21 protein-coding genes and 1 pseudogene are annotated in these 23,698 nt (G+C 68.7%); 8 read left to right on the top strand and 14 right to left on the bottom strand.

The features are described 5' to 3' along the window. Positions 1 to 350 precede the first annotated feature (350 nt). Positions 351 to 575 carry a hypothetical protein gene (locus tag ALI22I_RS09795; protein ID WP_143532100.1) on the top strand — a complete coding sequence of 75 codons (225 nt, stop codon included), beginning with the start codon at positions 351 to 353 and terminating at the stop codon, positions 573 to 575. Between the two features lie 17 nt (positions 576 to 592). Further along, positions 593 to 763 carry a hypothetical protein gene (locus ALI22I_RS09790; RefSeq protein WP_443216914.1) on the top strand — a complete coding sequence of 57 codons (171 nt, stop codon included), beginning with the start codon at positions 593 to 595 and terminating at the stop codon, positions 761 to 763. Between the two features lie 441 nt (positions 764 to 1,204). Here ALI22I_RS09790 and ALI22I_RS09785 read toward each other — a convergent pair whose 3' ends face one another. The 8 genes from ALI22I_RS09785 to ALI22I_RS09750 are packed head-to-tail and all read right to left on the bottom strand — an operon-like array spanning position 1,205 to position 9,088. Beyond that, entirely contained in the window at positions 1,205 to 2,173 is a 969-nt protein-coding gene (locus tag ALI22I_RS09785; RefSeq protein ID WP_077005149.1) for an aldo/keto reductase, read from the bottom strand. Then, positions 2,170 to 2,481 carry an L-rhamnose mutarotase gene (locus ALI22I_RS09780; RefSeq protein ID WP_077005148.1) on the bottom strand — a complete coding sequence of 104 codons (312 nt, stop codon included), beginning with the start codon at positions 2,479 to 2,481 and terminating at the stop codon, positions 2,170 to 2,172. The genes ALI22I_RS09785 and ALI22I_RS09780 overlap by 4 nt, the downstream gene beginning before the upstream one ends. Before the next feature lie 4 nt (positions 2,482 to 2,485). Continuing rightward, positions 2,486 to 3,535 (bottom strand): ABC transporter permease, encoded by a 1,050-nt coding sequence (locus ALI22I_RS09775; RefSeq protein ID WP_077005147.1) that lies wholly within the window; start codon positions 3,533 to 3,535, stop codon positions 2,486 to 2,488. Next, positions 3,528 to 5,045 (bottom strand): sugar ABC transporter ATP-binding protein, encoded by a 1,518-nt coding sequence (locus ALI22I_RS09770; protein WP_077005146.1) that lies wholly within the window; start codon positions 5,043 to 5,045, stop codon positions 3,528 to 3,530. The genes ALI22I_RS09775 and ALI22I_RS09770 overlap by 8 nt, the downstream gene beginning before the upstream one ends. 26 nt (positions 5,046 to 5,071) lie before the next feature. Then, positions 5,072 to 6,124, bottom strand: coding sequence for a sugar ABC transporter substrate-binding protein (locus ALI22I_RS09765; protein WP_077005145.1), 1,053 nt, complete (start codon positions 6,122 to 6,124; stop codon positions 5,072 to 5,074). 41 nt (positions 6,125 to 6,165) lie between these two features. Further along, positions 6,166 to 6,921 carry an SDR family NAD(P)-dependent oxidoreductase gene (locus ALI22I_RS09760; protein WP_077005144.1) on the bottom strand — a complete coding sequence of 252 codons (756 nt, stop codon included), beginning with the start codon at positions 6,919 to 6,921 and terminating at the stop codon, positions 6,166 to 6,168. After that, positions 6,918 to 8,240 (bottom strand): L-fuconate dehydratase, encoded by a 1,323-nt coding sequence (locus tag ALI22I_RS09755; RefSeq protein ID WP_077005143.1) that lies wholly within the window; start codon positions 8,238 to 8,240, stop codon positions 6,918 to 6,920. The genes ALI22I_RS09760 and ALI22I_RS09755 overlap by 4 nt, the downstream gene beginning before the upstream one ends. Next, positions 8,237 to 9,088: a fumarylacetoacetate hydrolase family protein gene (locus tag ALI22I_RS09750; protein ID WP_077005142.1), complete on the bottom strand. Its 852-nt coding sequence runs from the start codon at positions 9,086 to 9,088 to the stop codon at positions 8,237 to 8,239. The genes ALI22I_RS09755 and ALI22I_RS09750 overlap by 4 nt, the downstream gene beginning before the upstream one ends. A gap of 214 nt (positions 9,089 to 9,302) precedes the next feature. Between ALI22I_RS09750 and ALI22I_RS55080 the strand changes: the two genes are divergently transcribed. The 3 genes from ALI22I_RS55080 to ALI22I_RS09730 all read left to right on the top strand — a co-directional run bounded on the left by ALI22I_RS55080 (position 9,303) and on the right by ALI22I_RS09730 (position 14,814). Beyond that, entirely contained in the window at positions 9,303 to 9,488 is a 186-nt protein-coding gene (locus ALI22I_RS55080) for a fumarylacetoacetate hydrolase family protein (RefSeq protein ID WP_083751600.1), read from the top strand. Positions 9,489 to 9,892: 404 nt separating this feature from the next. After that, complete coding sequence (locus ALI22I_RS09740; RefSeq protein WP_077005141.1) at positions 9,893 to 11,821, top strand: RICIN domain-containing protein; 1,929 nt, start codon at positions 9,893 to 9,895, stop codon at positions 11,819 to 11,821. A gap of 680 nt (positions 11,822 to 12,501) precedes the next feature. Continuing rightward, positions 12,502 to 14,814 (top strand): glycoside hydrolase family 97 catalytic domain-containing protein, encoded by a 2,313-nt coding sequence (locus tag ALI22I_RS09730; RefSeq protein ID WP_202970906.1) that lies wholly within the window; start codon positions 12,502 to 12,504, stop codon positions 14,812 to 14,814. 22 nt (positions 14,815 to 14,836) lie between these two features. Here the strand turns inward: ALI22I_RS09730 and ALI22I_RS09725 are convergent, their stop codons facing one another. After that, the gene (locus ALI22I_RS09725; RefSeq protein ID WP_077005139.1) at positions 14,837 to 15,109 is read right to left on the bottom strand and encodes a hypothetical protein; all 273 of its coding nucleotides are present in this window, start codon (positions 15,107 to 15,109) and stop codon (positions 14,837 to 14,839) included. Between the two features lie 255 nt (positions 15,110 to 15,364). Here ALI22I_RS09725 and aztD point away from each other — a divergent pair. Next, positions 15,365 to 16,188 (top strand): annotated as a pseudogene (gene aztD / locus ALI22I_RS09720) (zinc metallochaperone AztD); the annotation flags it as partial. A 297-nt stretch (positions 16,189 to 16,485) separates the two neighbouring features. Here the strand turns inward: aztD and ALI22I_RS09715 are convergent. The 4 genes from ALI22I_RS09715 to ALI22I_RS09700 form a co-directional block, all read right to left on the bottom strand. Beyond that, positions 16,486 to 17,925, bottom strand: coding sequence for an NAD-dependent succinate-semialdehyde dehydrogenase (locus ALI22I_RS09715; protein ID WP_077005137.1), 1,440 nt, complete (start codon positions 17,923 to 17,925; stop codon positions 16,486 to 16,488). Positions 17,926 to 18,143: 218 nt separating this feature from the next. Beyond that, positions 18,144 to 18,806: a haloacid dehalogenase type II gene (locus ALI22I_RS09710; RefSeq protein WP_077005136.1), complete on the bottom strand. Its 663-nt coding sequence runs from the start codon at positions 18,804 to 18,806 to the stop codon at positions 18,144 to 18,146. A gap of 197 nt (positions 18,807 to 19,003) precedes the next feature. Beyond that, positions 19,004 to 20,083: a phosphotransferase gene (locus ALI22I_RS09705; RefSeq protein WP_238598247.1), complete on the bottom strand. Its 1,080-nt coding sequence runs from the start codon at positions 20,081 to 20,083 to the stop codon at positions 19,004 to 19,006. A gap of 11 nt (positions 20,084 to 20,094) precedes the next feature. Next, complete coding sequence (locus ALI22I_RS09700) at positions 20,095 to 21,456, bottom strand: aspartate aminotransferase family protein (protein ID WP_077005135.1); 1,362 nt, start codon at positions 21,454 to 21,456, stop codon at positions 20,095 to 20,097. A gap of 387 nt (positions 21,457 to 21,843) precedes the next feature. On the opposite strand from ALI22I_RS09700, the gene ALI22I_RS09695 reads away from it, so the two are divergent. Next, a complete protein-coding gene (locus ALI22I_RS09695; protein ID WP_077005134.1) occupies positions 21,844 to 22,524 on the top strand; it encodes a haloacid dehalogenase type II in 681 nt (226 codons plus the stop codon). A gap of 152 nt (positions 22,525 to 22,676) precedes the next feature. Beyond that, on the top strand, positions 22,677 to 23,348 hold the full coding sequence (locus tag ALI22I_RS09690; protein ID WP_077005133.1) for a GntR family transcriptional regulator: 672 nt from the start codon (positions 22,677 to 22,679) through the stop codon (positions 23,346 to 23,348). A gap of 8 nt (positions 23,349 to 23,356) precedes the next feature. Here ALI22I_RS09690 and ALI22I_RS09685 read toward each other — a convergent pair. After that, on the bottom strand, positions 23,357 to 23,698 hold a 342-nt coding region (locus ALI22I_RS09685; protein ID WP_143532099.1), incomplete at its 5' end, for an SDR family NAD(P)-dependent oxidoreductase.

Genomic DNA, 23,698 nt, shown 5'->3' with positions numbered 1-23,698 from the left:
GTCGAAGTGGAAGCCCCCATGTGAGATCGTTCACATTAGAGAGCATCGCGCCGCTCTGCGCAACTCATTCATCGGCTGACTTTGCCCCCTGGTTCGATCACGCGACAGGAAAGCCCTGGAAGAGCCGACCGCTACCCGCACGCAACAGCGACCACGACCCGGTTCATCCGATGTTTGCGCTAATATTTCGATCGAACACCCAACCCTGGAATCGTCGGGAGCAAGACAACCGATCCGCTACTCAGAGTCAACTTTGGCATCGGCACCGCCGAGCCTGAATGCTCCTGGATCACCACACCGACGGGTAAGACTTCCCTTCACGGGAACAGGCGCGGGCCGTCGTCCGACAGGTGCACGCGAGAGTTGGCAAGGCCGCCGTGATCGCGCTGGGAACCGCGGTGCTGTGCGCGGTGGTTGTCGTGCTCTGGGCCGGTGACGTGCACACCGCGCTGGGCGACAGCGATCCGGGACGGCTGACCGGTGTGCTGTTCGGTCTGGTGCGGACGACAGCGGACGCGGCGGGCACAGTGGTGGCGGGCGCACTCGTGTTCGGCGCGTTCTCGGCGTCAAGCTGATCCTGCACTGGGCGCACGTGGACATCGACCAGAGCGTGCCGGAGATCCCCACCCCGGTCAGCCTGGGCGTGATCCTCGTCGTGCTGGTGATCGTGACCGTCGCCAGCCTGATCAAGACCAAGCACGACCCGTCGGCGAAAGCCCACGCCGGCTCGCTACGCGCACACCACCCCACCGACCAGAGCTAGCCGTTCCGCATGTCGTCGTCCCGGGACGCAAGACGATGGAGCACCGCCGGTGAACCTCACGAGCCACCTCGTCCAGCGGTTTCTGAAACTGGACCCGCCGGACACCCGCGATGTCGTCGTGCTGCCGATAACGTCATCCAGCCAGGCCAGGCGGTGTGGTGGTACTCGTTGAGGAGGCTGCCCAACCGCTGTCGTCGGTGAATGTCGAGCCGGATGACCCCTGCTTGACCGATGGCCGGTTGTGGCGGCGTGTGGAGTGGTCGGCGTTGGCGATGCCTCGGCGGGGCGGTGGGACCTGAGCCTCCTCATATCGCTCCCTGGCGATAGATCGGACGACTTACCCCTGGACGAACCCACTCGTAGCAATCCCGGCGATAACGCTCGGCCGTGGTGTGCGTCGCGGAGCCGAAGATGCGCCCTGGCGTTGCCGCGGACACGCCTTCACGGCAGGTCGATCAGCCCTTCCGCGTGCAGCGCCACCCACAGCTCGTCCGGCACCGGGGTGTCGAACAGCGCGGCGTTGCGCCGGATCTGCCCGGCGTCGTGTGCGCCGACCACGACGCTCGTCACCGCGGGGTGCCGCGCGACGTACGCCATCGCCGCTTGCGGTAGGAGCACGTCGTGCGCGGCGCAGACCTCGGCGATCCGCACCGCCCTGGCGTGCAGCTCCGGGGCGATCGGCGCGTAGTCGTAAGTCGTGCCGGGTGCGTCGGTGGCCAGCACGCCGGAGTTGAACACCCCCGCCGCCACGACCGCCACTCCCCTGGCCAGGCACCGCGGCAGCAGTTCCGCGTCAGCGGAGGAGTCGAGCAGCGTGTACCGCCCGGCGAGCATGACCACGTCGATGTCGGTCTCGGCGACGAACCGCGCGGGCATCCGGCACTGGTTCATCCCCACGCCGATGGCGCCGACGACCCCCTGGTCCCGCAGGTCGTGCAGCGCCGGGTAGGCCGAGCCGACCGCCTGCTCCCAGTGGTCGTCCGGGTCGTGCAGCAACACGATGTCGACCCGGTCGACGCCCAGGCGGTCCAGGCTCGACTCCAACGACCGCAGGACGCCGTCCGCGCTGAAGTCCCAGCGCCGCAACGAGTCCGCGGGCACGTCGAAACCCTGGTCGTCGGTGTGCGCCGCCCCGCCGGGGTTGGGCACCAGCGCTCTGCCCACCTTGGTCGACACCACGTAGTCGCCGCGGGGCCGTTCGGCGAGCGCACGGCCCAGCCGTCGTTCGGACAGCCCCAGTCCGTAGTGCGGCGCGGTGTCGAAGTAGCGGACACCGGCCTCCCACGCGGCGTCCACGGCGGCTGCGGCGGTCACGTCGTCGACCGCCCGGTACAGGTTGCCGATGCCGGCCCCGCCGAAGCCCAGCGCGGTCACCGGCACGCCCGACGACCCGAGGCGCGCGGTCCTCACGGCAGCTCCCACACCTTGTGCAGGCCGCTGTCGTCACCCGAGTAGTCGTCCGGCACGTCCAGCAGCTCGGCCATCCGGGCCTGCCACGGCACGTTGGCCGGGTGGTCGGCCAGCATCCGCCGCATCCGGCGGTAGTCGTCCACCTCCACCACGTGGAACAGGTCGAGGCCGTCCCGCCAGATCCGCCAAGACCGCACGCCCGCCTCCCGCAGCGCGGCGTCGAGTTCCACCGGGATCACCGCGTGTGCGCGCTCGTAGTCCTGTTCCCGGCCCGGCTTGAGCCGGGTGTGCAGCGCGATCCGCTCCATGGCGCTAATCCTGTGCCTTTCCGCTGGTCAGGCGGGCCAGGACGAGCGCGACGAGGATGACCAGGCCGTTGACCGCCTGGATCTGGTCGGCCTTGACCTGGGCGAGGGTGAGCACGTTCTGGATCAGGCCGAGCAGCGCAACACCGGTCAGTGCACCGAACAGCGAGCCCTTGCCGCCGTCGAGGCTGATGCCGCCGATGACGGCCGCCGCGAAGACGGTGAAGATCATGCCGCTGCCCTGGTTGGCCGCCACCGACCCGAGCCGGGCCGACAGCATGAGGCCGGCGAACGAGGCGAGGACACCTGCCACGATCAGCGTCACCCAGACGACCCGCTCCACCCGGATGCCGGCGGCGCGTGCCGCGGCGGGGTTGCCGCCGACCGCGTACAGCGAGCGGCCGACGCGTGTGTAGCCGAGCACGACGATGCCGACGGCGAAGCACAGCACCACGATCCAGATCGACAGGGGCAGGGTCGCCACGCGCAGGCTGCCCAGGTAGTCGACGACCGGAATCCGGTTGGCGAGGTTGGAGATGGTGGCGCCGCCGACGAGCGCGAGTTGCAGCCCCCTCAGGGCGATCAGCATCGCCAGCGTCACGATGAACGCCGAGAGCTTGAACTTCACGATCAGCAGACCGTTGAACGCCCCAACCAGGCCGCCGAAGACGAGCGCCACGGGTAGCACGGTCCACGTGGGCCACGGCGCGCCGAACGCGTCGGTGTTGCCCACGGCCATGAACACGGCGATGGCCGGTGCGATGCCGACGATCGACTCCAGCGACAGGTCGAACTTGCCGACGATCAGCACCAGGGCCTCGGCCAGTACCACCAACGCCAGTTCGGCCTGGTACTTCAGCACGGTGTCGACCAGGTACGCCTTGGTCAGGAACAGGTCCGGCTTGAGGGTGTAGCCGTAGACCAGCAGCGCGATGATCGGGGGGATCAGCGCCAGGTCTCGCAGTCGGGCCAGGCGCAACCGGGTGCGCCGCGTCGGCCCGCCGGGCGTCCGGTCCGGCCCCTGGGCCGTGGGACGCTCGACAGTGGAACTAGACATTGTCCTCACCGATTCCCTCGATTTCCGCCACGAGCCGCCCCTCGTCCCAGCCACGACGGTGCTCGGCCACGATCCGGCCCGCCACCATCACGACCACGCGGTCGCAGACCCGGAGATCTTCCAGTTCGTCCGAGACCAGCAGAGCGCCGCGCCGCTCGCGGGTCTGCGCGTCCACCGCGCCGAGCAGGGACTCCTTGGACCGCACGTCCACGCCCGCCGTCGGCTGCACCAGCACCAGCACTTCCGGGTCGCTGGCCAGCGCACGGGCCATCACGACCTTCTGGGCGTTGCCGCCCGACAGTTCGCCCACGGGTTGGTGCGGGCCCGCGGTGTGCACGTCGAGTTCGGCGATCATCCGCCGCGCCTCCGCGTCACGCTTGCCCGGCACCACGAACCCCGCGGGCCCCAGCTCGCCCGCGATGGACATCGTCGCGTTCTCCGCCACCGACAGTCCGCCGACGAAGCCGTCGATGTTGCGGTCGCCCGGGAGGTAGCCGATCCCGTCGTCCAGCGCGGCGCGCACCGAACCGGATTTGATCTCCCGTCCGGCCACCCGCACGGTCCCGGTGCGTCCGCGAAGCCCGGCGAGGGCTTCGGCGAGCTGGCGCTTGCCGCTGGCGGCGGACCCGGCCACGCCGACGATCTCGCCGCGGCGCACTGTCAGGTCCACCTCCCGCACGCTGCCCGGCACCGTGACGGCGGACAGTTCGAGCACCGGCTCGGCGTCGTCGGCGACCAGGGCCCGATCGGCGCCCACCTGGACCAGGCCGCGGGCCTCGCCGATCATCGCCGCGACGAGCTTGTCCCGGTCCAGGTTGTCGACGGTGTCCGTGACGATGTGGCGGGCGTCGCGGAACACGGTCACCCGCTCGCAGATCTCGTAGATCTCGGGCAGGTGGTGGGAGATGAACAGGAACGTCACCCCGGAGGCCTGCAACGCCCGCAACCGGTCGAACAACCGGCTGATCGCGCGTGCCTCCAACTGTGCGGTCGGCTCGTCCAGGATCACGAACCGCGCGCCGAGCGACAACGCGCCCGCGATCTCCACCAACTGGCGCTGCTCGACGGTCAGCTCCGCTGCCGGGAGGTCCACGTCCACCGGCACCGACCACGATTCCAGCAGCTCGGCGGCCTGGGCCCGCATGCGTCTCGGCGAGATCAGGCCGAGTCGCCCGCGCGGCTGGCGGTGCAGGAAGAGGTTCTCCGCCACCGACAGGTCCTTGACCACCGAAGGGTGCTGGTACACGCACGCCACCCGGCTCCGCCACGCGGCCCGGTCGTCCAGCGGGGGTGCGGGCTCGCCGCCGAACCGCACGGTGCCCGCCTCCGGCCGCAACAGGCCGGTCAGCACGCCGACCAGGGTCGACTTCCCGGCCCCGTTGCGGCCGACCAGTGCGTGGGTCTCACCTTCGAGCACCGTGATGTTGCCGTCGGCCAGCGCGACGGTCGGCCCGAACCGCTTGGCGATCCCGGCCGCCTCGACGGCCGGAACCCCACCCTTCTGGTCCACAGTGGACCCCTTTGCCACGTGCCCGGTCACGACTTGTTGTTCCCCCACAGCGCGGCGTCGTCCACGTTGGCCGCCGTCACCAGCGGAGCGGGCAGCTGGTCCTCGTAGCCGTTGGGCAGCTTGATGACGTTGCTGCCGTGGTCGGTCGCGCCCTCCTTCGGCGTCACTCCCGCCATGGCCTGCTTGGCCCAGTAGAGGCCGATCCCGGCGTAGGTGTCCGCGGGCTGGGAGACCGTCGCGTCGATCTCACCCTTGCGGATCGCGTCGAGCTCCTGCGGGATGCCGTCGTTGGAGACGATGAAGATGTGCTTGGGGTCGCTCGCCGGGACCAGCAGGCCACGCTGCTTGAGCACCTGCAGCGTCGGGTCGAGGAACACGCCGCCGGCCTGCATGTAGACGCCCTTGATGTCCGGGTCGGTGGACAGGCGGGTCTCCAAAGCGGCCTGCGCCTTGCCACCGTCCCACTCGGTGGGCTCCTCGAACACCGTGATCTTGGGGAACTTCGTGGTCATGCACTCCTTGAACGCCTCGGACCGGTCGCGGCCGTTGATCGAGGACAACGAGCCCTGGAACTCGATGACCTTGCCCGTGCCACCCAGCTTCTCGCCGAGGAACTCGCACGCCTTGGTGCCGTAGGCGCGGTTGTCGGCGCGCACCACCATGTAGACGTTGCCGCTGTCGGGGCGCGTGTCGACGGTGACCACGGGGATCTTCTTGGCGGCGAGTTCGTCGAGCTTCGGGCCGATGGCGCCGGTGTCCTGCGGGGCCATCACGATCGACTTGGCGCCCTGGGTGACCAGGCTGTCGATGTTGGAGATGAGCTTCTGGACGTCGTTCTGCGAGTTCGTCGTCCCGGTCAGCTCGACACCGTTCTCCTGCGCCTTGGCGGGCATGTACCCGGCGTAGGCGTTCCAGAAGTCGGAGTCGGCACGGGGCAGGTCGACACCGACGCCGCCGGTGCCGGAGCTACCGGCGGTGCCCGCCGGTGCGGGGTCTTCCATGCTGCACGCGGACATCGTCAGGGTGAACGACGCCGCCACGACTGCCAGTGTGGCGCGCGACCGGAACTTGCTGGTCATCTTCGGTCCTCTATTCGACTGCGGGGGATGCGGTGCGGGGATCAGGTGGTGCGCGGCCGGAGGCGCAGGCCGTGCATGCCGCCGTCGACGGCCAACACGGTGCCGGTGGTCGACGCGGCCGAAGGGCTCACGAGGTAGGCGATCGCGGCGGCCACTTCCGCCGCGGTGACCAACCTGCCCAAGGGCTGCCGGGCCTGGAGCGCGGCGAGTTCCGCCGCCGGGTCGTCGGCGGAGTCGAGCAGTCGGCGCACCCACGGGGTGTCCGCGGTGCCGGGGTTGACGCAGTTGACCCGGATCCCGTCGCGGATGTGATCGGCGGCCATGGCGAGCGTCAGCGACTGCACGGCGCCCTTGCTGGCGCTGTAGAGCGCCCGCTGGGGCAGGCCGGCGGTCGCCGCGATCGAGCAGGTGTTCACGATCGCGGCCGAGTGCGACGCCCGCAGGTGGGGCAACGCGGCCCTGGTCGCCCGCACGATGCCGAGCACGTTCACGTCGAACACCCGGCGCCACTCGTCGAGGCTGTTGTCCTCCACGGTGCCCTGAGCGCCGACGCCCGCGTTGTTCACCAGGACGTCGAGCCCGCCGAACACCTCCACCGCCCGGTCCACCGCGGCGCGCACGGAGTCCTCGTCGGTCACGTCGGCGGTCACGCCGAGCAACGGCTCCCCCACCCCGGACGGGTCCAGGTCCAGGCACGCGACCCGCGCGCCCCGCTCGGCGAGCAGACCGGCGACCGCCAGCCCGATGCCCACGCCACCGCCCGTGACGACCGCGCGCAGTCCGGTCAGCTCGCTCACGACGCGCTCAGCCGGTCGATCGACGACCACACCGGGCCGGACGGGAAGGAGTACCGGACAAGGGTTTCCGGCCGCATGGTCGCGCTGAAGCCCGCGCTGGTCGGCGCGACGTAACGGCCCCGTTCGAGGCGAACCGGGTCGACGAAGTGCTCGTGCAGGTGGTCGACGTACTCGATCACCCGGTCGTCCAGCGAGCCGGACACGGCCACGAAGTCGAACATCGACAAGTGCTGCACCAACTCGCACAGCCCGACACCGCCGGCGTGCGGGCACACGGGCACGCCGAACTTCGCCGCCAGCAGCAGGATCGCGATGTTCTCGTTCACGCCCGCCACCCGGGCCGCGTCGAGTTGGAGGTAGGACAGCGCCCTGGTCTGCAGGAGCTGCTTGAACATCACGCGGTTCTGCACGTGCTCACCGGTTGCCACGCGAACCGGGGCGATCGCACGCGCGATCGTGGCGTGCCCGACGACGTCGTCCGGGCTGGTCGGCTCCTCCACCCACCACAGGTCGAACGGCGCGAGTTCGCGCACCCACGCGATGGCGTCCCCGACGTCCCAACGCTGGTTCGCGTCGATCGCGATGCGGATGTGCGGGCCCACCTCGTCCCGGGCGATGCGCAGCCGGCGGATGTCCTGGTCGAGGTCCGCGCCGACCTTCAGCTTGATCTGGGTGAACCCGTCGTCCACCGCTTCACGGCACAGCGCGCGCAGCTTCTCGTCGTCGTAGCCGAGCCAGCCGGGTGAGGTGGTGTACGCCGGGTAGCCCTCGGCCAGCAGCCGGGCCTTGCGCTCGGCACGACCGGGTTCCGCGCGGCGCAGGATCTCCAGCGCCTCACCGGGCGTCAGCGCGTCGCTCAGGTAGCGGAAGTCGACGAGGTCGACGATCTGCTCCGGCGACAGGTCGGCGAGCAGTTCCCAGACCGGCTTTCCCGCGCGCTTGGCCTTGAGGTCCCACAGCGCGTTGACCACCGCGGAGATCGCCATGTGCATGACGCCCTTCTCCGGGCCCAGCCAGCGCAACTGGGAGTCGTGCACCATGTCCTTCCACACGCCACCGAGGTCGTCCAGAGTGGACTCCAGGTCGCGGCCGACGACGTAGGGCTCCAGCGCGCGGATGGCCGTCGTCTGCACTTCGTTGCCCCGGCCGATGGTGAACGCGAAGCCGTGGCCGGCCAGGCCGTCGGGCGCGTCCGTGGTGAGGACGACGTAGGCGGCCGAGTAGTCCGGGTCCGGGTTCATCGCGTCCGACCCGCTCAGTTCCAGCGACGTCGGGAATCTGATGTCGAAGGTCGCCAACCCGGTGATGCGCGCTCTCATGCGCTTCCCACTTCCTGTCGTTGCCTGCCCAGTCCGTCGATCTCGACCTCCACCACGTCCCCCGCACGCAGGTACGGCTTGGGGTCCGGCAGGCCGAGGGCGACGCCGGCGGGTGTGCCCGTGTTGATCACGTCACCGGGTTCGAGCACCATGAACTGCGACAGGTAGCGCACCACCTCGGCGACCGGGAAGATCATGTTCGCGGTGCTGCCGTTCTGGCGGAGCTCCCCGTTGACCCACAGGCGCAGCCCGAGCCGTTGCGGATCGGGGATCTCGTCCGCGGTGACCAGCCACGGCCCCAGCGGGTTGAACGTCTCGCAGGACTTGCCCTTGTCCCACTGGCCACCGCGCTCCAACTGGAACTCGCGCTCGGAGACGTCGTTGGAGATGGCGTACCCGGCGACGCAGTCCACCGCCGCCGCGTGGTCGGCCAGGTACCGGCCGGTGCGACCGATCACGACCGCCAACTCGACTTCCCAGTCGGTCTTGACGCTGCCGCGGGGCACCAGCACCTCGTCGTGCGGTCCGACGACCGTGTACGGCGCCTTCAGGAAGACCACCGGCTCATCGGGCCGTTGCGCCCCGGTCTCCTCGGCGTGGTCGGAGTAGTTGAGCCCGACGCAGACGACCTTGCCGGGCCGTGCGACGGGCGGTCCGATCCGCAGTCCGGGGTCCAGTTCCGGGAGACGGCCGGTCTCGACCGCCTCCCGCACTGCGGCCGGCCCGTTCTCCGCGAAGAAGGTGGCGTCGATGTCGTTGACCACCCCGCGGAGGTCCAGGAGCACCCCGGACGCGTCCAGGACAGCGGGCGTCTCCCGCCCTGTCGCTCCGACTCGAAGCAGTCTCACTGCTCGCCTCCTCTCAAACATCGGATCTATGGCCGGTATGTATACGCACGGTTGGCGTAACAGACAAGCTTTTCGGCCGTATCGTTGCCGACATAGATCGGATGTCTACCTACCGATCACAGAGTGTTCCCAGGACCTCACGGTGGGACGCCGCACGCGATCACTCCTACGACCTTGACGAGCACGAGCCCGGCAGATCTCCGAGGTCTGACGGATCGACGACCGGGCGGACAGCAGGGAAGCCGGACTCGGTGTGGTTATCGGCAAACGCACCCACCGCATCGCCGACCCGCGTGACGCCGCCGAGTGCATCGCCGGCAACGTAGCCGTCAACGACGTCTCGGAGCGCTCCTCGTCCGACACCTCAGCCACTTCGTCATGCCGGAAGCGGGCGACCTGATCAACACCGGGACACCCACAGGGGTCGGCAGGCTTCGGCCCGGGACCTCCGCGCCCTCGCTCGGCCGATCACCAGTCGGGACCACTGAGCCGACACCGGGGTCGTCCACTCTCCGGACGGGCCGATCCCGGCGGCTTGGCCACCGGCCCGGATCCCAATCATCGGATCAGTGCTTGCGTCGACACCGTCTTGTCACGCATTATTCACGCACTTTGCCGCATGGGGCCCCGATGTTGGATCATTCATCCGATCTATCGCATGGAGGCGGTATGAGGCGGTTCGGGTCGGGTAGGCACCCTCTGATCCCACCGCAACACTCCGGACCGGCGGCGCGGCGCAGGACACCACCACCATCACCACCGCACGAACGAAACACCGTGCGACAGCCCTGTCAGGAGACCTGCATGTCCTCTGGTCAGCCATCACGACGTAGCTTCCTGGCGTTCGCCGGGGCCGCCGCCGTGCTCGCGACGCTGCCCGTCGGCGCACGCGCGGCATACGCCGATTCCCTCCAGGCGAACCTCGACAAGCTGGTCCAGTTGAGGTTCGGGATGTTCAACCACTTCAGCCTGGGCACGTTCACCAACCAGGAGTGGGCCGAACCCAACCAGAGCCCCACCCTCTTCGCTCCCCCGAGTGTCAACTGCGGGCAGTGGGCCGACGCGGCGGCTGCCGCGAAGATGAGTTACGGCATCCTGACCACCAAGCACCATGACGGCTTCGCCCTGTGGCCGAGCGCATATGGCACCCAGAACGTCGCGAACAGCTCCTACAAGCAGGACGTGGTGCAGGCCTACTGCGACGCCTTCCGGGCGAAGGGGCTGAAGGTCGGGTTCTACTACTCGATCTGGGACCGCACCTTCGGCGTCGAGGCGTGGGAGAGCCGGCACAAGGTGACCGGGCTGGAGATCACCGATGCCATCCAGCCCGGCGACATGACCTTCATGCTCGGTCAGATCCGCGAGCTGCTGACCAACTACGGCACCATCGACATGTTCATGACTGATGGTTACGCGTGGCAGATGGGGCAGCAGGCCGTCTCCTACCAGAGGATCCGTTCACTGGTGAAGGAGCTTCAGCCGGACTGCGTCATGATCGACATCGGCGGGCTGACGGAACCCTTCCTCAGCGACGCGATCTTCTTCGAGGAGCCGCTGGGCATCACGGCGCCGGCGGGCAACACCTACGCCGGCATGCAGGGACAGACCATCAGCAACGGCTGGTTCTGGCACCCCTCCACCCCGACCGAGGGCCTCATGAGCAGGGACGCGATCCTCTCGCACCTGGCCGACCTGGAACCGAAGTACACCTCGTTCATCCTCAACTGCCCGCCCAACCGCAACGGCCTGCTGGACACCAACGTCGTCAACCGGCTCGCCGAGGTCGGCGCGGCATGGAGCCCCAACACCTCCCGGCCGCCGCTGCCCACCCAGCCACTGCGCGCCGAACACCCCGTCACACCGGTCAACGCGTACGCCACCGCCTTCCGCACCGGCGAGGGCCCGCTCCACGCCATCGACGGACTCAGCGACGTCCGCTACGAAACCTGCTGGTCGACTTGGGGCCTGTCGCTGCCGCAGTCGATCACCATCGACCTGGGCGGGGTGTGGAGCAACGTCTCCACCCTGGAGTACCTGCCCAAGCAGTGGAACCGCAGCAACTCCACCGACGGCGACATCACCTCATACACCATCCTCACCAGCACCGACGGGGTCACCTTCACCCAGGTCGCCACCGGCACCTGGGCCGGCAACGGTAAGTACAAGCTGGTGGAGTGGCCCAACCGGAACGTGGGCTTCGTGCGGATCCAGGTCAACGCGGCCACCGGCGGCTACGCCAACATCGGCGGCGTGAGGATCGGCGGCCGGTCGGTCAAGCCGGCACTGGTGTCCACCACGCTGCCGGGTGACGGCACGGTCTACCGGCTGGTCGCCCGGCACAGCGGCAAGGTCGCCGACGTGCAAGGCTCGGGCACCGCCAACGGCACCGACGTCCTGCAGTGGCCGTGGCTCAACCAGGCGAACCAGAAGTGGACCTTCACCAAGACCGGCGACGGCTACTACAAGATCAAGGGTGTGGGCAGCGGCAAGCTGCTGGAGGTGGCCGGCCTGTCCCGCGTGGACGGCGGAAACGTCGCCATCTGGTCCGACGCCAACGCGCCGCAGCAGCACTGGGCCGTCACCCCGGTCGGCGACGGCTACCACGTCCTCACCAACCGGTTGAGCGGACGCAGCCTGAACGTCAGCGACGGCTCGACCGCCGACGGCGCGAACGTGGACCAGCGGGAGTACGTGTCCGCACCGGAGGAGCAGTGGCGGATCATCCCGGTGTGACGGCGGACCGGACGGCGTGAAGGCCATCGTCACCGAGGTCTTTCCGGCAACGGGCAGTTGGACGTGCACTCGTACCACGCCAACGTGGGCTGACCACCCGGCGCGGCGGTCCCTGCGCCGCCGCGCCGCGTCGCCGCTGGCGAGGATTCGTACATCCCACGCGCCCAGGTGCAACAGCCGTCCGGAGGGGACCGCTGCGCCGGAAAGTACGTCGGTGACGTCGTGCGGCACCCGGATATCGGTGACGTTCCGGTTGCGCAGTGGCGGCGGGTGGTGATGGCGGGCCGGCGACCGAAGTGCGGGTGGTCGTATTCGGCGAGCACTTCGGCGTCCACCGCGGTCAGGCGCTCGACCCAGCGCGTCGCCGTTGCGCCGGGAGGCAGTTCGAGCGGGCTGCCGGGTGGGGTGCGCATCATCGCGCACTCTCCGTTCGGCCTCCGGTGAACCGACCGACGGACTCGGGCATTCCGGTGCCGGCACACAATCCATCCTCCATGCCGATGTCACCCGCCCACAGAGGACAACGTCACCGCTCCCGCAGCACGAAGGACCTGTCCGCACAGTGACGGACGTTGTTCGAGGGCACCGTTTCCTCGCTCTACGTGTCGGATCTCCGGGCTATAGGGGCTTATTCCTTGACAGTGATGGATGGTAAAGGCGATCTCCCTCCGACTCCCGGCGTGAGCGATTCGCGGCGGGCCACCTGCAACCACCTGGAAGGCCGCATGAAACTCCTCCAACGAAGCGGGATTCGAGTCGCCGGCACGGCCGCCGCCGTCCTCGCCGGCATGGGCTCGGTCACTGCGGTGCCCGCAATAGCCGCCACGCCGGGGAGCTGGACCTCGGTCCAGCCCGGTGTTGCCCAGACCGGCTGTGACGGCGTGCGCGCCACCGTGGCGCTGGACACGAACGGCGCCCTCTCGCTCGGCGCGACCTGGAACTGCCGCCAAGCCCTGACACCCGCTCCGATCGGGCTGGTGACCAGCCAGGCCGACTTCACCACCGGACTGGAGTTCGTCAGCCGCACGGACGCGCCCGTCTCGTACAACTACGAGGTCGAAGCGGGGAAGTCCCGCGTCCGGACGCGGTCCGCGACCGAGACGAGACTGGTGTTCGCGAAGGGCTCCGCGCGGATGACCGTGCACGTCCGCACGTCCGCAGACGGCATGGCGCTGCGCTACGAGCTGCCGTCGGGTGCGACGGTGCTGCGCGAGGCGACCTCGTTCGAACTGCCGACCGACGCCCAGCTGTCCCGGCAGGAGTTCAGTCCCGATCACGAGAGGGGCTACGTCACCTCTCCGGTCGCCGACGTCCCGACGGGCTCCTACGACATGGGCATGCTCGCCCAGCAGACCAACGGCGCGCGGGTGCTGCTCGCCGAGTCCGGTGTGGACGGCGACTACTCGGGTGGCCGGTTCACCCACACCCAGGGCACCGGCCGGTTCACCGTCGCGCTGGCCGACGCGCAGATCGCGCGATCCGGCGCGTTCACCACGGCGTGGCGCACGGCCACCATCGGCAGCACGGCGACGATCGTGGAGTCCACGCTGGTCGACGACGTCGCGCCCGCGTCGAAGGTCTCCGACACCTCGTGGATCGAGCCGGGTGTCGCCGCGTGGCCGTGGCTGGACGGCATGTTCGACACCCAGCGCGACCTGACCAAGCTCAAGCAGTGGGCCGACTACGCCTCCTCGCAGGGCTGGCCCTACCTTCTCGTGGACGACGGGTGGAAGGCCAACCAGGCGATCATTCCCGAGCTCGTGACCTACGCCCGGGATCGCGGCGTGCGGATCATGCTCTGGTACCACTGGCAGGACCTGGACACCGCCGCGGAGCGGGACGCCGAGTTCACCAAGATCACCGGGTGGGGAGTCGTCGGCGTCAAGATGGACTTCATGGGTTCCGAGACCCGGGCCCGTCAGCAGTGGTACGACGCGGCCCTGGCCGACACCGCCCGCTACAAGCTGATGGTCGACCTGCACGGCTCGCGCCTGTCCGTCGGCGTCCACCGCACCTGGCCGCACGTGCTGACCAACGAGGCCGTCCGGGGCGAGGAATACCCCAGCGGCCGCAACATCGGGCACGTGGCCGCGCTCCCGTTCACCCGCGGCGCACTGGGCCCTGCCGACTACTCGCCGATGAGCTTCCAGCAGGGCAACCCGAACAGCGACGCCGCCGAACTCGCCCTCGGCGTACTCCTGGACAGCGGCATCATGCTGCCCGGCAGCCGCATCCCGGACTACCAGGCCCGGCCCGAGGCACAACGGTGGCTGCGCATGCTGCCGACCGTGTGGGACGAGACGAAGTACGTCTCGGGCGACCCACTCACCGGAGGGGTCATCGCGCGCCGCAACGGCGACCGGTGGTTCGTCGGCGCGCTCAGGCGCGGCGGCGCCACCACCATCGGCTACCCGACCACGTTCCTCGGCTCCGGTACCTGGCACGCGGAGATCACCACCGACGGCTCCGACGGCCTGACCCGCACCAGCAAGGTCATCCAGGCCGGTGACACGCTGAGCATCCCGGCGGTCGCCAACGGCGGCCATGCGGTCAGGCTGACCAGGGTCCCGGTCGTCCCGACCGGGAACCGCACCGTGACCATCGCCGGCAGCAGCCACGTACTCGACGTGAAGAGCGCAAGCCTCGCGAACGACGCCGCGATCATCCGCTGGCCCAGCACCGGCGGCACCAACCAGCGCTTCGCGTTCGTGCCCCTCGGCGACGGATACACGCGGATCGTCAACCAGGCCAGTGGCAAGGACGTCGTCACCCGGTACGCGTCCCGTGACGCGGGCGCGAAGGTCATCCAGTACCCCTACGAAGCCAGCGCGAACACCAACGACGAATGGCTGGCGGAGGACGCGGGCAACGGCCGTATCCGGCTCCTCAACCGCCACAGCGGTCTCTACCTCACCGCGGGCAACGCCCAGGGCGACCAGTTGGAGCAACGCCCGCTCGACGGCGCCGACCATCAGATGTTCACCGTCTCCTGACGCCGCTGGACGAGACAGCCATTCAGCAGTACAGCGCTGGGGCAGAACCCTGCGCCGGGGCCGTGGTCGAGGGCCACGGCCCCGGTGACGGCGGTGGTGCGGCGGTGGTGACCACGGCGTCCGCCCCGTCGAGCCCGCCGACCGTCAGCGGCGGGACGTCCTCCAGCCGGGACCAGTGCCCGTCGGGGACGAGGTCCTCGGGAAGTCTGGGCGGCACGACCACGGACCGCGCCCCGGTGCGGGCCAGCGCGCGCCCGACGGCGGCCGAGACACCGGCCGCCCGAACACGGACCACCGTGGCGTGGTACTCGGAGGCGCGCTCGGTGAACAGCCCGACGATGTCCGGCCCCGCGTGGTCTGCTGCCTCGAAGGGGGACTGTGAATCGCTCCTCTGTCAAGGGGAGGTTGGTCGAGGGCTGATGGCGTCGGTGCGTAGTGCGCGGTAGACGACGAGGGACACGATCACCCGGACTTGCCCCCAACTGGCCGGCAGCGTGGCTCTACCAGCGACGATGACTTTTCGAGCGGCACACACCGCTGCGGCGCGGTCGCCGAACCTGGCCACGTCGTCCGGCACGCCGGGGCGCACCGTGCTGTTCACCGACGGAACCGGCGAGGTCCGCATCCTCGACAAGTCCACATTGGCCAGTGCGGAGCGCAAGGTCGAGACCTACAAGGCTCCCGAACCGCACCACGGTGTGGCGATCGAGCTGGCCAACGGCGAACTGGTCTCCACCCTGGGCAACAAGGACAAGCGCGTCGGCATCCAGGTACTGGAGAAGAACCGCAACGAGGACTGCCCCGGCGTCCACGGCGAGGCGACCGCCAAGGACGAGGTCGTCGTCATCGGCTGCCAGAACGGCGTGCTGATCTACCGCAACGGAGCCATCACCAAGGTGAAGAGCCCCACGGAGTACGGCCGCATCGGCAACCAGGCCGGCAGCGACCACTCCCCGATCGTCCTCGGCGACTACAAGCAGGACGCCGATGCCGAACTCGAACGCCCCACGCAGATCTCGCTGATCGACACCACCACCGGCACCCTCAAGCTCGTCGACATCGGCGCCAGCTACACCTTCCGCTCGCTCGCCCGCGGTCCGCAGGGTGAAGCGCTGGTGCTCGGCACCGACGGCAAGATCCACGTGATCGACCCGTCAAAGCCGAGGTCACCCGCACCATCCCGGTCACGGACAGCTGGCAGGAACCCCTGGAGTGGTAGCAGCCCAGGCCGGCCAACTTCGTCAGGGCGGCACCGCCTACGTGACGGACCCCGACAAGCAGCAGCTGCACCGGATCGACCTCGCCGAGGGCAAGATCACCGCGACGGCGTCGTTGTCCCAGAAGCCGAACGAACTCAGCGGCGTCACCACCTGAGGCCGATGACGGTGACGCCGTACGAGAAACCTCGTACGGCGTCACCGATTTCAGCTGGTACCGCACTCGCCAGGTGAGCGAGACGGCACGCGTACCGCTCCAGCGATCACGACCAGCAGCCCCAGAGGCCAGCCCTGGACCGGGTACCTCAGGCGCCGCGTGAAGGCGCGTCGGGCGGTTTCAGTGCTCGTCGTAGTGATCTCGTGGGCCCGCGTGCCGTGACCGTCGTGCACATGGTCGGTGTGGCGAGATCGCCGCCCAGCGCTGGGGTCTCAGGAACTGCCGGTGCCGGTGTGGTCAGCGGACCGGCACGGCGATGTACTTGTAGTCGAGGAACTCGTCGATGCCGACGCGGCCGCCTTCCCGGCCCAGGCCGGACTGCTTCACGCCGCCGAACGGGGCCGCGGGGTTGGAGACGAGGCCGGTGTTCAGGCCGACCATGCCGGCCTCCAGCCGTTCGCTGACGCGCAGCGCCCGGTCGAGCGACTCCGTGAAGACGTAGCCCACGAGACCCCACTCTGTGTCGTTGGCCTGGCGCACGACCTCGTCCTCGTCGTCGAACGTCAGGATCGCCGCGACCGGGCCGAAGATCTCCGTGCCCATCAGGTCGCTGTCCGGTGACACCCGGCTCAGCACGGTCGGCGGGTAGAAGCTGCCGGGGCCGTCCGGCGTCCGGCCGCCCGCGAGGACTCGTGCACCACGCTGAACCGCGTCCTCGACCAGGCGCTCGACCTTGCGACGTCCGTTCCGGTCGATCAACGGCCCGACGTCGACCCCCGGTTCCGTGCCCGGACCGACGTTGAGCGCGCTCATGCGCGCGGCGAGCCGCACGCCGAACTCCTCCGCCACGTCGCGGTGCACGAAGAACCTGTTGGCCGCGGTGCAGGCCTCCCCCATGTTGCGCATCTTGGCGACCATCGCGCCGTCGACCGCCTTGTCCAGGTCGGCGTCGTCGAACACGATGAACGGCGCGTTGCCGCCCAGCTCCATCGACGTGCGCACGACCTGCTCGGCGGCCTGCTCAAGCAGCAGCTTGCCGACACCCGTGGACCCGGTGAAGGACAGCTTGCGGATGCGCCCGCCGCGCAGCAGCGGTTCGACGACCTCGCCCGGCTTGGACGTCGTGACGACGTTCAGCACGCCGTCCGGGAGTCCGGCCTCACGCAGGATCTCGGTGAGCACGAGGCTGGACAACGGGGTCTGCGGGGCGGGCTTGAGCACCATCGTGCAGCCGGCCGCGACCGCTGGGCCGATCTTGCGGGTGCCCATGGCCAGCGGGAAGTTCCACGGGGTGATCAGCAGGCACGGGCCGACCGGACGGCGCATCAGCAGCATCCGGTTGCGGCCGTCGGGCAGGGTGCCGAAACCGCCTTCGATCCGCACGGCCTCCTCGGAGAACCAGCGGAAGAACTCCGCCGCGTACGCGACCTCGCCCTTGGCCTCGGCCAGCGGCTTGCCCATCTCCGTGGTCATCAGCAGCGCGAGTTCGTCGGTGCGCGAGATGATGATGTCGTAGGCACGGCGGAGGATTTCGCTGCGCGCCCTCGGCGCGGTGGCGGCCCATTCCTCCTGGACCGCCACCGCGGCGTCCACGGCGAGCTGCGCGTCCTTGGCTCCCGCGTCGGCGACGTGGCAGACGATCTCGCCGGTCGCCGGGTTGTCGACGGGCATCATTGCGCCGTCCGCGGCGTCCACCCACGTGCCGCCGATGAACAACTGCTTGGGAACGTCGATCATGGGTTACCTCCTGGGTCGAGCAGCTCTGCCAAGTGCACGGCGCGGACGCTTCGACCGCCCGCGAGGTGGTCGGCCTGGGTGGCGCAGCTGAAGCCGTCCGCCACGACGACGGCATCGGGGTTTTGTCCAGTCGCGGCCGGCCGAACACCCCACGTGTACTGAAGGGTTGGAAGTCGCTGGAGGGGCGGGCACTGGGTGGGTGCCCGCTCCTCGGCAGGTCAGCAGCCCAGCAGTTCGGGCAGCTTGGTCATGTCGGGGAGCTCTTCGTACTGGTAGGCGGGGGACCCCGGCAGCCCCCGTCGGTTGATCCAAACCAGGCGCTTCAGACCCAGGTCGTGACCTGGGATGATGTCGTACTCCCAGCCCTGGGCGACATGGATGACCTGTGCCGGGGCGGCGTCGATCTTCTTGAACGCGTACTCGAAGGCCTCCCGGGAGGGCTTGTAGGCGCGGGCCTGCTCGGCGGTGATGACGTGGTCGAACTCGACGCCGATCAGTTCGATGTTCTTCTTGATCAGGTGGTCCTGGGTGTTGGAGATGATGGCGATCTCGTAGCGGTTCTTCAGGCGGCGCAGCGCGTCGGGCACTTCCGGGAAAGGGCCGAACGTCGGGATGAGGGCGACGACGGCGTCACCGTCGGAGTCCTGGTAGCGCAGTCCGTGCCGGCGCATGGACTTCTCCATGCTGGAGCGCAGCACCTCGTCATAGGGGCGGTAGTCCTCCAGCACCGCCTGGAAGCGCATGACGTTGAAGGTGTCGAGGAACTCCTGGGTGTCGACGCCGACCTCGGCGATACGGTCCTTCAGCAGCTCCACTGCGGGGCCATTGAGGCGGAAGTCGACCAAGGTGCCGTAGGCGTCGAAGGTGACGATTTCTCGCATGAGGGATCCTCCCTTTCAAGGATGTCGTCGAGGCAATGGGCGCAGCGGGTAGGGCTCGCATGGGCAGGAGAGGGGTACGACGTCAGTACGCCCAGGTCGGGCGGAGCGCCGCCGCCGCTTGCGCACGACAGTCGGGTTGTTCGTGAACGCCGTGATCCAGGTTCTCCTGGGAACCTGCGGTGATCGATTCACCTGGTTCAGCCGTGGCCATGACACCCTTTCCGGAGTTGCGCGATGACGTCGTCCAGAGGTACGGCCATTGCCCGCTCGACGTTGATCCAGTCGTCCTTGGCGTGGCTGAGGAGGTAGTCGCGGCGTTCCGCTACGCGCTCCGCACGCCAGTTCGTGATCAGCGCGCGCAGCGTGAGCCGTGCCAGTGCGGCAATCGGCAGCAGCGGAAGTTCCCAGTCCCTGATCGGCCGCGCCCGCTCGTAGCCGGCGACGAAGGCGCAGGCATCCAGCCAGGGGTGATCCGGCGCCCGGCCGAGCAGGTTCGCGAGGGAGACGGCAGGGTCGAAGATCACGGCACTGCGCATGGTGTCACCGAAGTCGATGACGCCGGTGACGAATTCGTCGCTCTGCGGATCCACGACCACGTTGTAGGGGCTGTAGTCACCGTGGATCACTTGCGTTTCGAGATCACTCAGCCTCGGGACGATGGCTCCGCCGAAAAGCCGGAAGACCTCCTGAGCCAACTGACGGTGCTCGGTGTTCGACGTGTGATCGACAAGTCCGGTCAGCTGATGGAAATGCCGAAGGTCCCACACCAACCCCCGTCGGTCCGCAGGGTGCTCAAACGCTTTCAGCGCCACGTCGACGCGTCCCAGCATCTCGCCCACCTTGGCGAGCTGTTCCGCGTCTGGATTCGTTCGTGCCAGGACCGGACCTTCGACGAAGTCGAACACCCGCAGGACTCGAGTCCTGCCGTCGTTCGACTTGACGACCACGCGGTCGTCTCCGCCGATGGTCAGCTTCACCCGCTGGACCGGCAATTCAGGGGCGACGCCTTGGAGGAAACGCATCACGGCGGTCTGCAGAGCGACAACCACCTCTGCCTCGTCAGGGGATGAGACCTTCACGAGGTAGTCGTTCGAGTCGGTCCTGAGCCTGAACGTGTCATCCTTCTCCGTCGCCAGTCGCCCGAGGCGTCCGCCGACGTGGTAATGCCTCTCAAGGAGGGCGCTCACCAGCATGACGTCGACGGGTTCGTGAGACGACGCCAGGCCGCTCTCCTCGAAGAGGCGTTGAGCGAGGCTGATCGCCGGTGAGGTGTTCATGGTCAGTTCCTTCAGCCGGCGTGCTGCAGACGGTTCTTCGCGATCTCGGCGAAGGTCTCCAGGAATCGGGTCACATCAGCGGAGGTGAAGGCCAGCGGTGGTCGGATCTTCAGAACGTTCGCCGCTTCGCCGGTGCCGCTGATGAGGACTCGGCGATCGCGCAGGTCGTTGATGACGTCTTCGGCGAGTGCGCGGTCAGGCTCGAGCGTCTCCCGGTCCTTGACGAGCTCCACGCCGACGTAGAGACCGCTGCCGCGCACCTCGGCGACGTAAGGGGAATCCTTCGTGATCTCCTGGAGTCCTGCGCGCAGAGCGTTGCCGTTCTCGAGCACGCGCTGCTGCACGTTCTCGGTCTCGAAGACGTCCAGCACCGCGGTGGCGGCGGCCACCGGGATCGAGCTGCCGCCGAAGGTGTTGAAGTAGCGGACGTTCTGTCCGAACTCGTCGGAGACCTCGGGGCGGAAAGCCACACCGGAGATCGGCAACCCGTTGCCCATCGGCTTGCCCATGGTGACGATGTCCGGCAGCGCACCGTGGCGGCTGAAGCCCCACATCGAATCCCCGAGCCGGGCGAACCCCGACTGCACCTCGTCGGCGATGTAGACACCGCCGGCCGCGTGCACCTCCTCCACCATGGCCTTCAGGTAGCCGACCGGGTCCGTGAAGATCCCGTCGCTGGAGTAGGCGCAGTCGGTGATCAGCGCCGCGAGCCGGTAGCCGTGGCGCTCCAGGTCGCCGATCGCGCCGCGCACCTGGGCGCGCATGTGCTCGGCGAGCGTGGATCCGGGCGCGACGAGGCGCGGGTCAGGAGGATCGATGAGCCGGACGTTCGGTCCCAGCGGTGATCCGGCGCCCAGAGTCGGCGAGAAGCTCGCCACCTCACGGGTGAGGCCGTGGTAGGCCCAGCGAGTCACGATGATTCCCTCACCGCCCGTGTGGAACCTCGCCACCCGCATCGCGAGGTCGTTGGCCTCCGACCCGCTGCACGCGAGGCTCAGCTTCGACAGCTCTTCGGGGAAGGTGGCGAGGAGCCGTTCCGCGTAGTCGACCAGCGAGTCCTGGACGTAGCGCGTGTTGGTGTTGACCGCCGCCATCTGGCGGGTGACGGCCTCGGCCACATGAGGGTGCGCGTGCCCGACGCACGGAACGTTGTTGTAGGCGTCGAGGTAGTCGTTGCCGTCGCGGTCGATCAGGTGGGCCCCGTGACCGGAGACGAACTCGACCGGCTCCTTGTAGATGAGTGTGTAACCAGGACCCAGCACTTTGTTGCGGCGTCGGATGGTCTCCTGGAGGCGTTCAGGGAGCTCGCTCAGCACCCCTGGGTCGAACCGGTTGGGGTAGTTGGCGATTGCTCGGCTCAGTGTCGAAGTCATCTGCAGGCACACCTCAGCCTTGTTCCGTCGGAGTTGCTCGCTGCTGCGACTGGGACTCTATCACCTTTAGTTCCAGTTTCAACTTGAAACAAACCACTCTTTGCCGACCCGGCGCAGTGCTCGCCGCCCCACTCGGCGAGCCGCGCGGCGCTCCGCGAGGGCCCTCACGGTGATGTCGACCATGCCTTCACTCGCACCCGAGCTGCGCTGGCTGGATGGCGAACACCGCCACCAGCGTCGTTGGCCAGCGCATATGAGGGGGTTCGCGGAACGCCACGGCGATCGCGTTGACCCCGGCAGCCGAGGCGGCCGGAGTGGCCCGCAGTTGACAGGCACCCGCAGATAGTCGACAATCGACAAGCGACAACCGAGTGGCTGGAGGAAGCCGTGGTGTTCGAGAACAAGCCGAAGTTCGTCACGTTCGACATGAACGGGACGCTGATCCACTTCCGCATCAACGAGGTGATCCGCCGGGTCCTGGGTGACCGGCTTCCCGCCGAGATCGCCGACGAGTTCCTGCGGACGGGCAACCAGTTCCGGTTCGACGAAACCACGGGTGACTGGAAGCCGTTCCACCAGATCGTGGCCCGCTCGCTGGAACGGACCATGCGCTGGTTCGGCCTGGAGTACCGCGACGGCGACGCTCAGGCGGTGTACGAGGAGATCCCCACGTTCACCCCGTACCCCGGTGTCACCGCGGCCCTGCGCCGGCTGGCCGAGGAGTACCCGCTGGTGATCGTGACGAACACCGACGACGTGCACGCGCCGAGCCTCGTGGAGAACCTCCAGGCCCCGTTCGAGGTCGTGATCACCTCGGAGCAGATGGGCGTCTACAAGCCGCGGCTGCAGGCGTTCGAGTACGCGCTGGACAAGCTCGGCGTGACGCCCGACGAGATCGTGTGGGTCTCGGCGAGCCCGAAGTACGACCTCCGCTCTGCCACCAACCTGGGCATCAGGAACAAGGTGTACATGGACCGCGGCTTCGAGCACGACGAGCACTGGCTGGGCTACGAGCGGATCACCGACATCGCCGACCTGCCCGTCCTGTTCGGTCTGCCGCGCCCCTGAGGGGGACGGTGAGCACTTCGCGGCCGTCAGGTGGTCATGGGAATGAGGCCGTCCCCTTGGCGGCCTCATTCCCATGTCCGGCGGTGGCCGGCGACGGCCAGCTCAACAGGGCGCCGGTATAGTCGACAAACGACCGAGGGAGGCGGCGGGGGATGGACCGCAAGTTCAAGTGGCTCGAAGACCGGACGACGACGCCGGACGGCGTCTACCGCGTGCTGCGTGCCGCCATTCTCGACGGCACCGTGCCTCCTGGCGGGCAGCTGCGTGAGGCGCACATCGCCGCGGATCTCGGCATCAGCCGGTCCCCGCTGCGCGAAGCGCTGACCAAGCTGGAGGAAGAGGGGCTCATCGTCAAGATCCCCTACCGCGGGGCGTTCGTCGCGGAGGTGAGCGCTCAGGACGTCGCCGAGATCGACGCGATCCGCCTGCTCGTCGAGCCGTACGCCGCCGAGCTCTCGGCCGAGGCGCTGCGCGGTTCCGAGCGGTCGAGGTTGCTGCAGACCGCCGAGGACCTCCACCAGGCCTTGGCGAAGAACGACATCCCTGCCAGTGTCGACGCGCACCTCGGCTTCCACCGGCTCTTCTACGACCTCTCCGGCAGCGGCGCTCTGCAGAACCTGTGGAACGGCTGGGAGACCAAGCTGCGTCTCTACCTCAGCGTCGATCACCAGACCTACAGCGACCCGCGCGATCTGGCCGTCGAGCACGAGAGGCTGGCCGCGGTCGCGCTGGAGGGCTCCATCGAGGAGTTCCGCGAAGAGCTGGCCGCCCACTTCCAGACGGGGCTCAGCGGCAAGGCGGAGGTTCATCCCCGGCAGGCGTGAGGCCATGCTCAGAACGCGGTGTATCCGCCGTCGACGGGTAGGACCGCTCCGGTGATGTAGGTCGACTCCGACGACGCGAGGAACAGGACCGCGTCGGCGATCTCTTCCGGGGTGGCGAGGCGCTGGAGCGGGATCTGGCTCTCGCGTTCGCGGCGGTAGGCCTCGGGGTCGGCACTGCGCTGGAACGACGCCTCGATGACCGGGGTGACGGTCAGGCCGGGGGCGACGACGTTGACGCGGGTGCCGCGCGAGGCCCATTCGATCGCCGCGCCCTTGGCGAGCATGATGAGGCCGCCCTTGGCAGCGGAGTACAGGACCTCGCCCGCCTTGCCGACCATGCCGAGCCGTGA

Origin of the sequence: Saccharothrix sp. ALI-22-I (assembly GCF_001984175.1) — a bacterium.
Taxonomy (GTDB): Bacteria; Actinomycetota; Actinomycetes; order Mycobacteriales; family Pseudonocardiaceae; genus Actinosynnema.
This window is presented reverse-complemented; position numbering and strand designations above follow the sequence as displayed.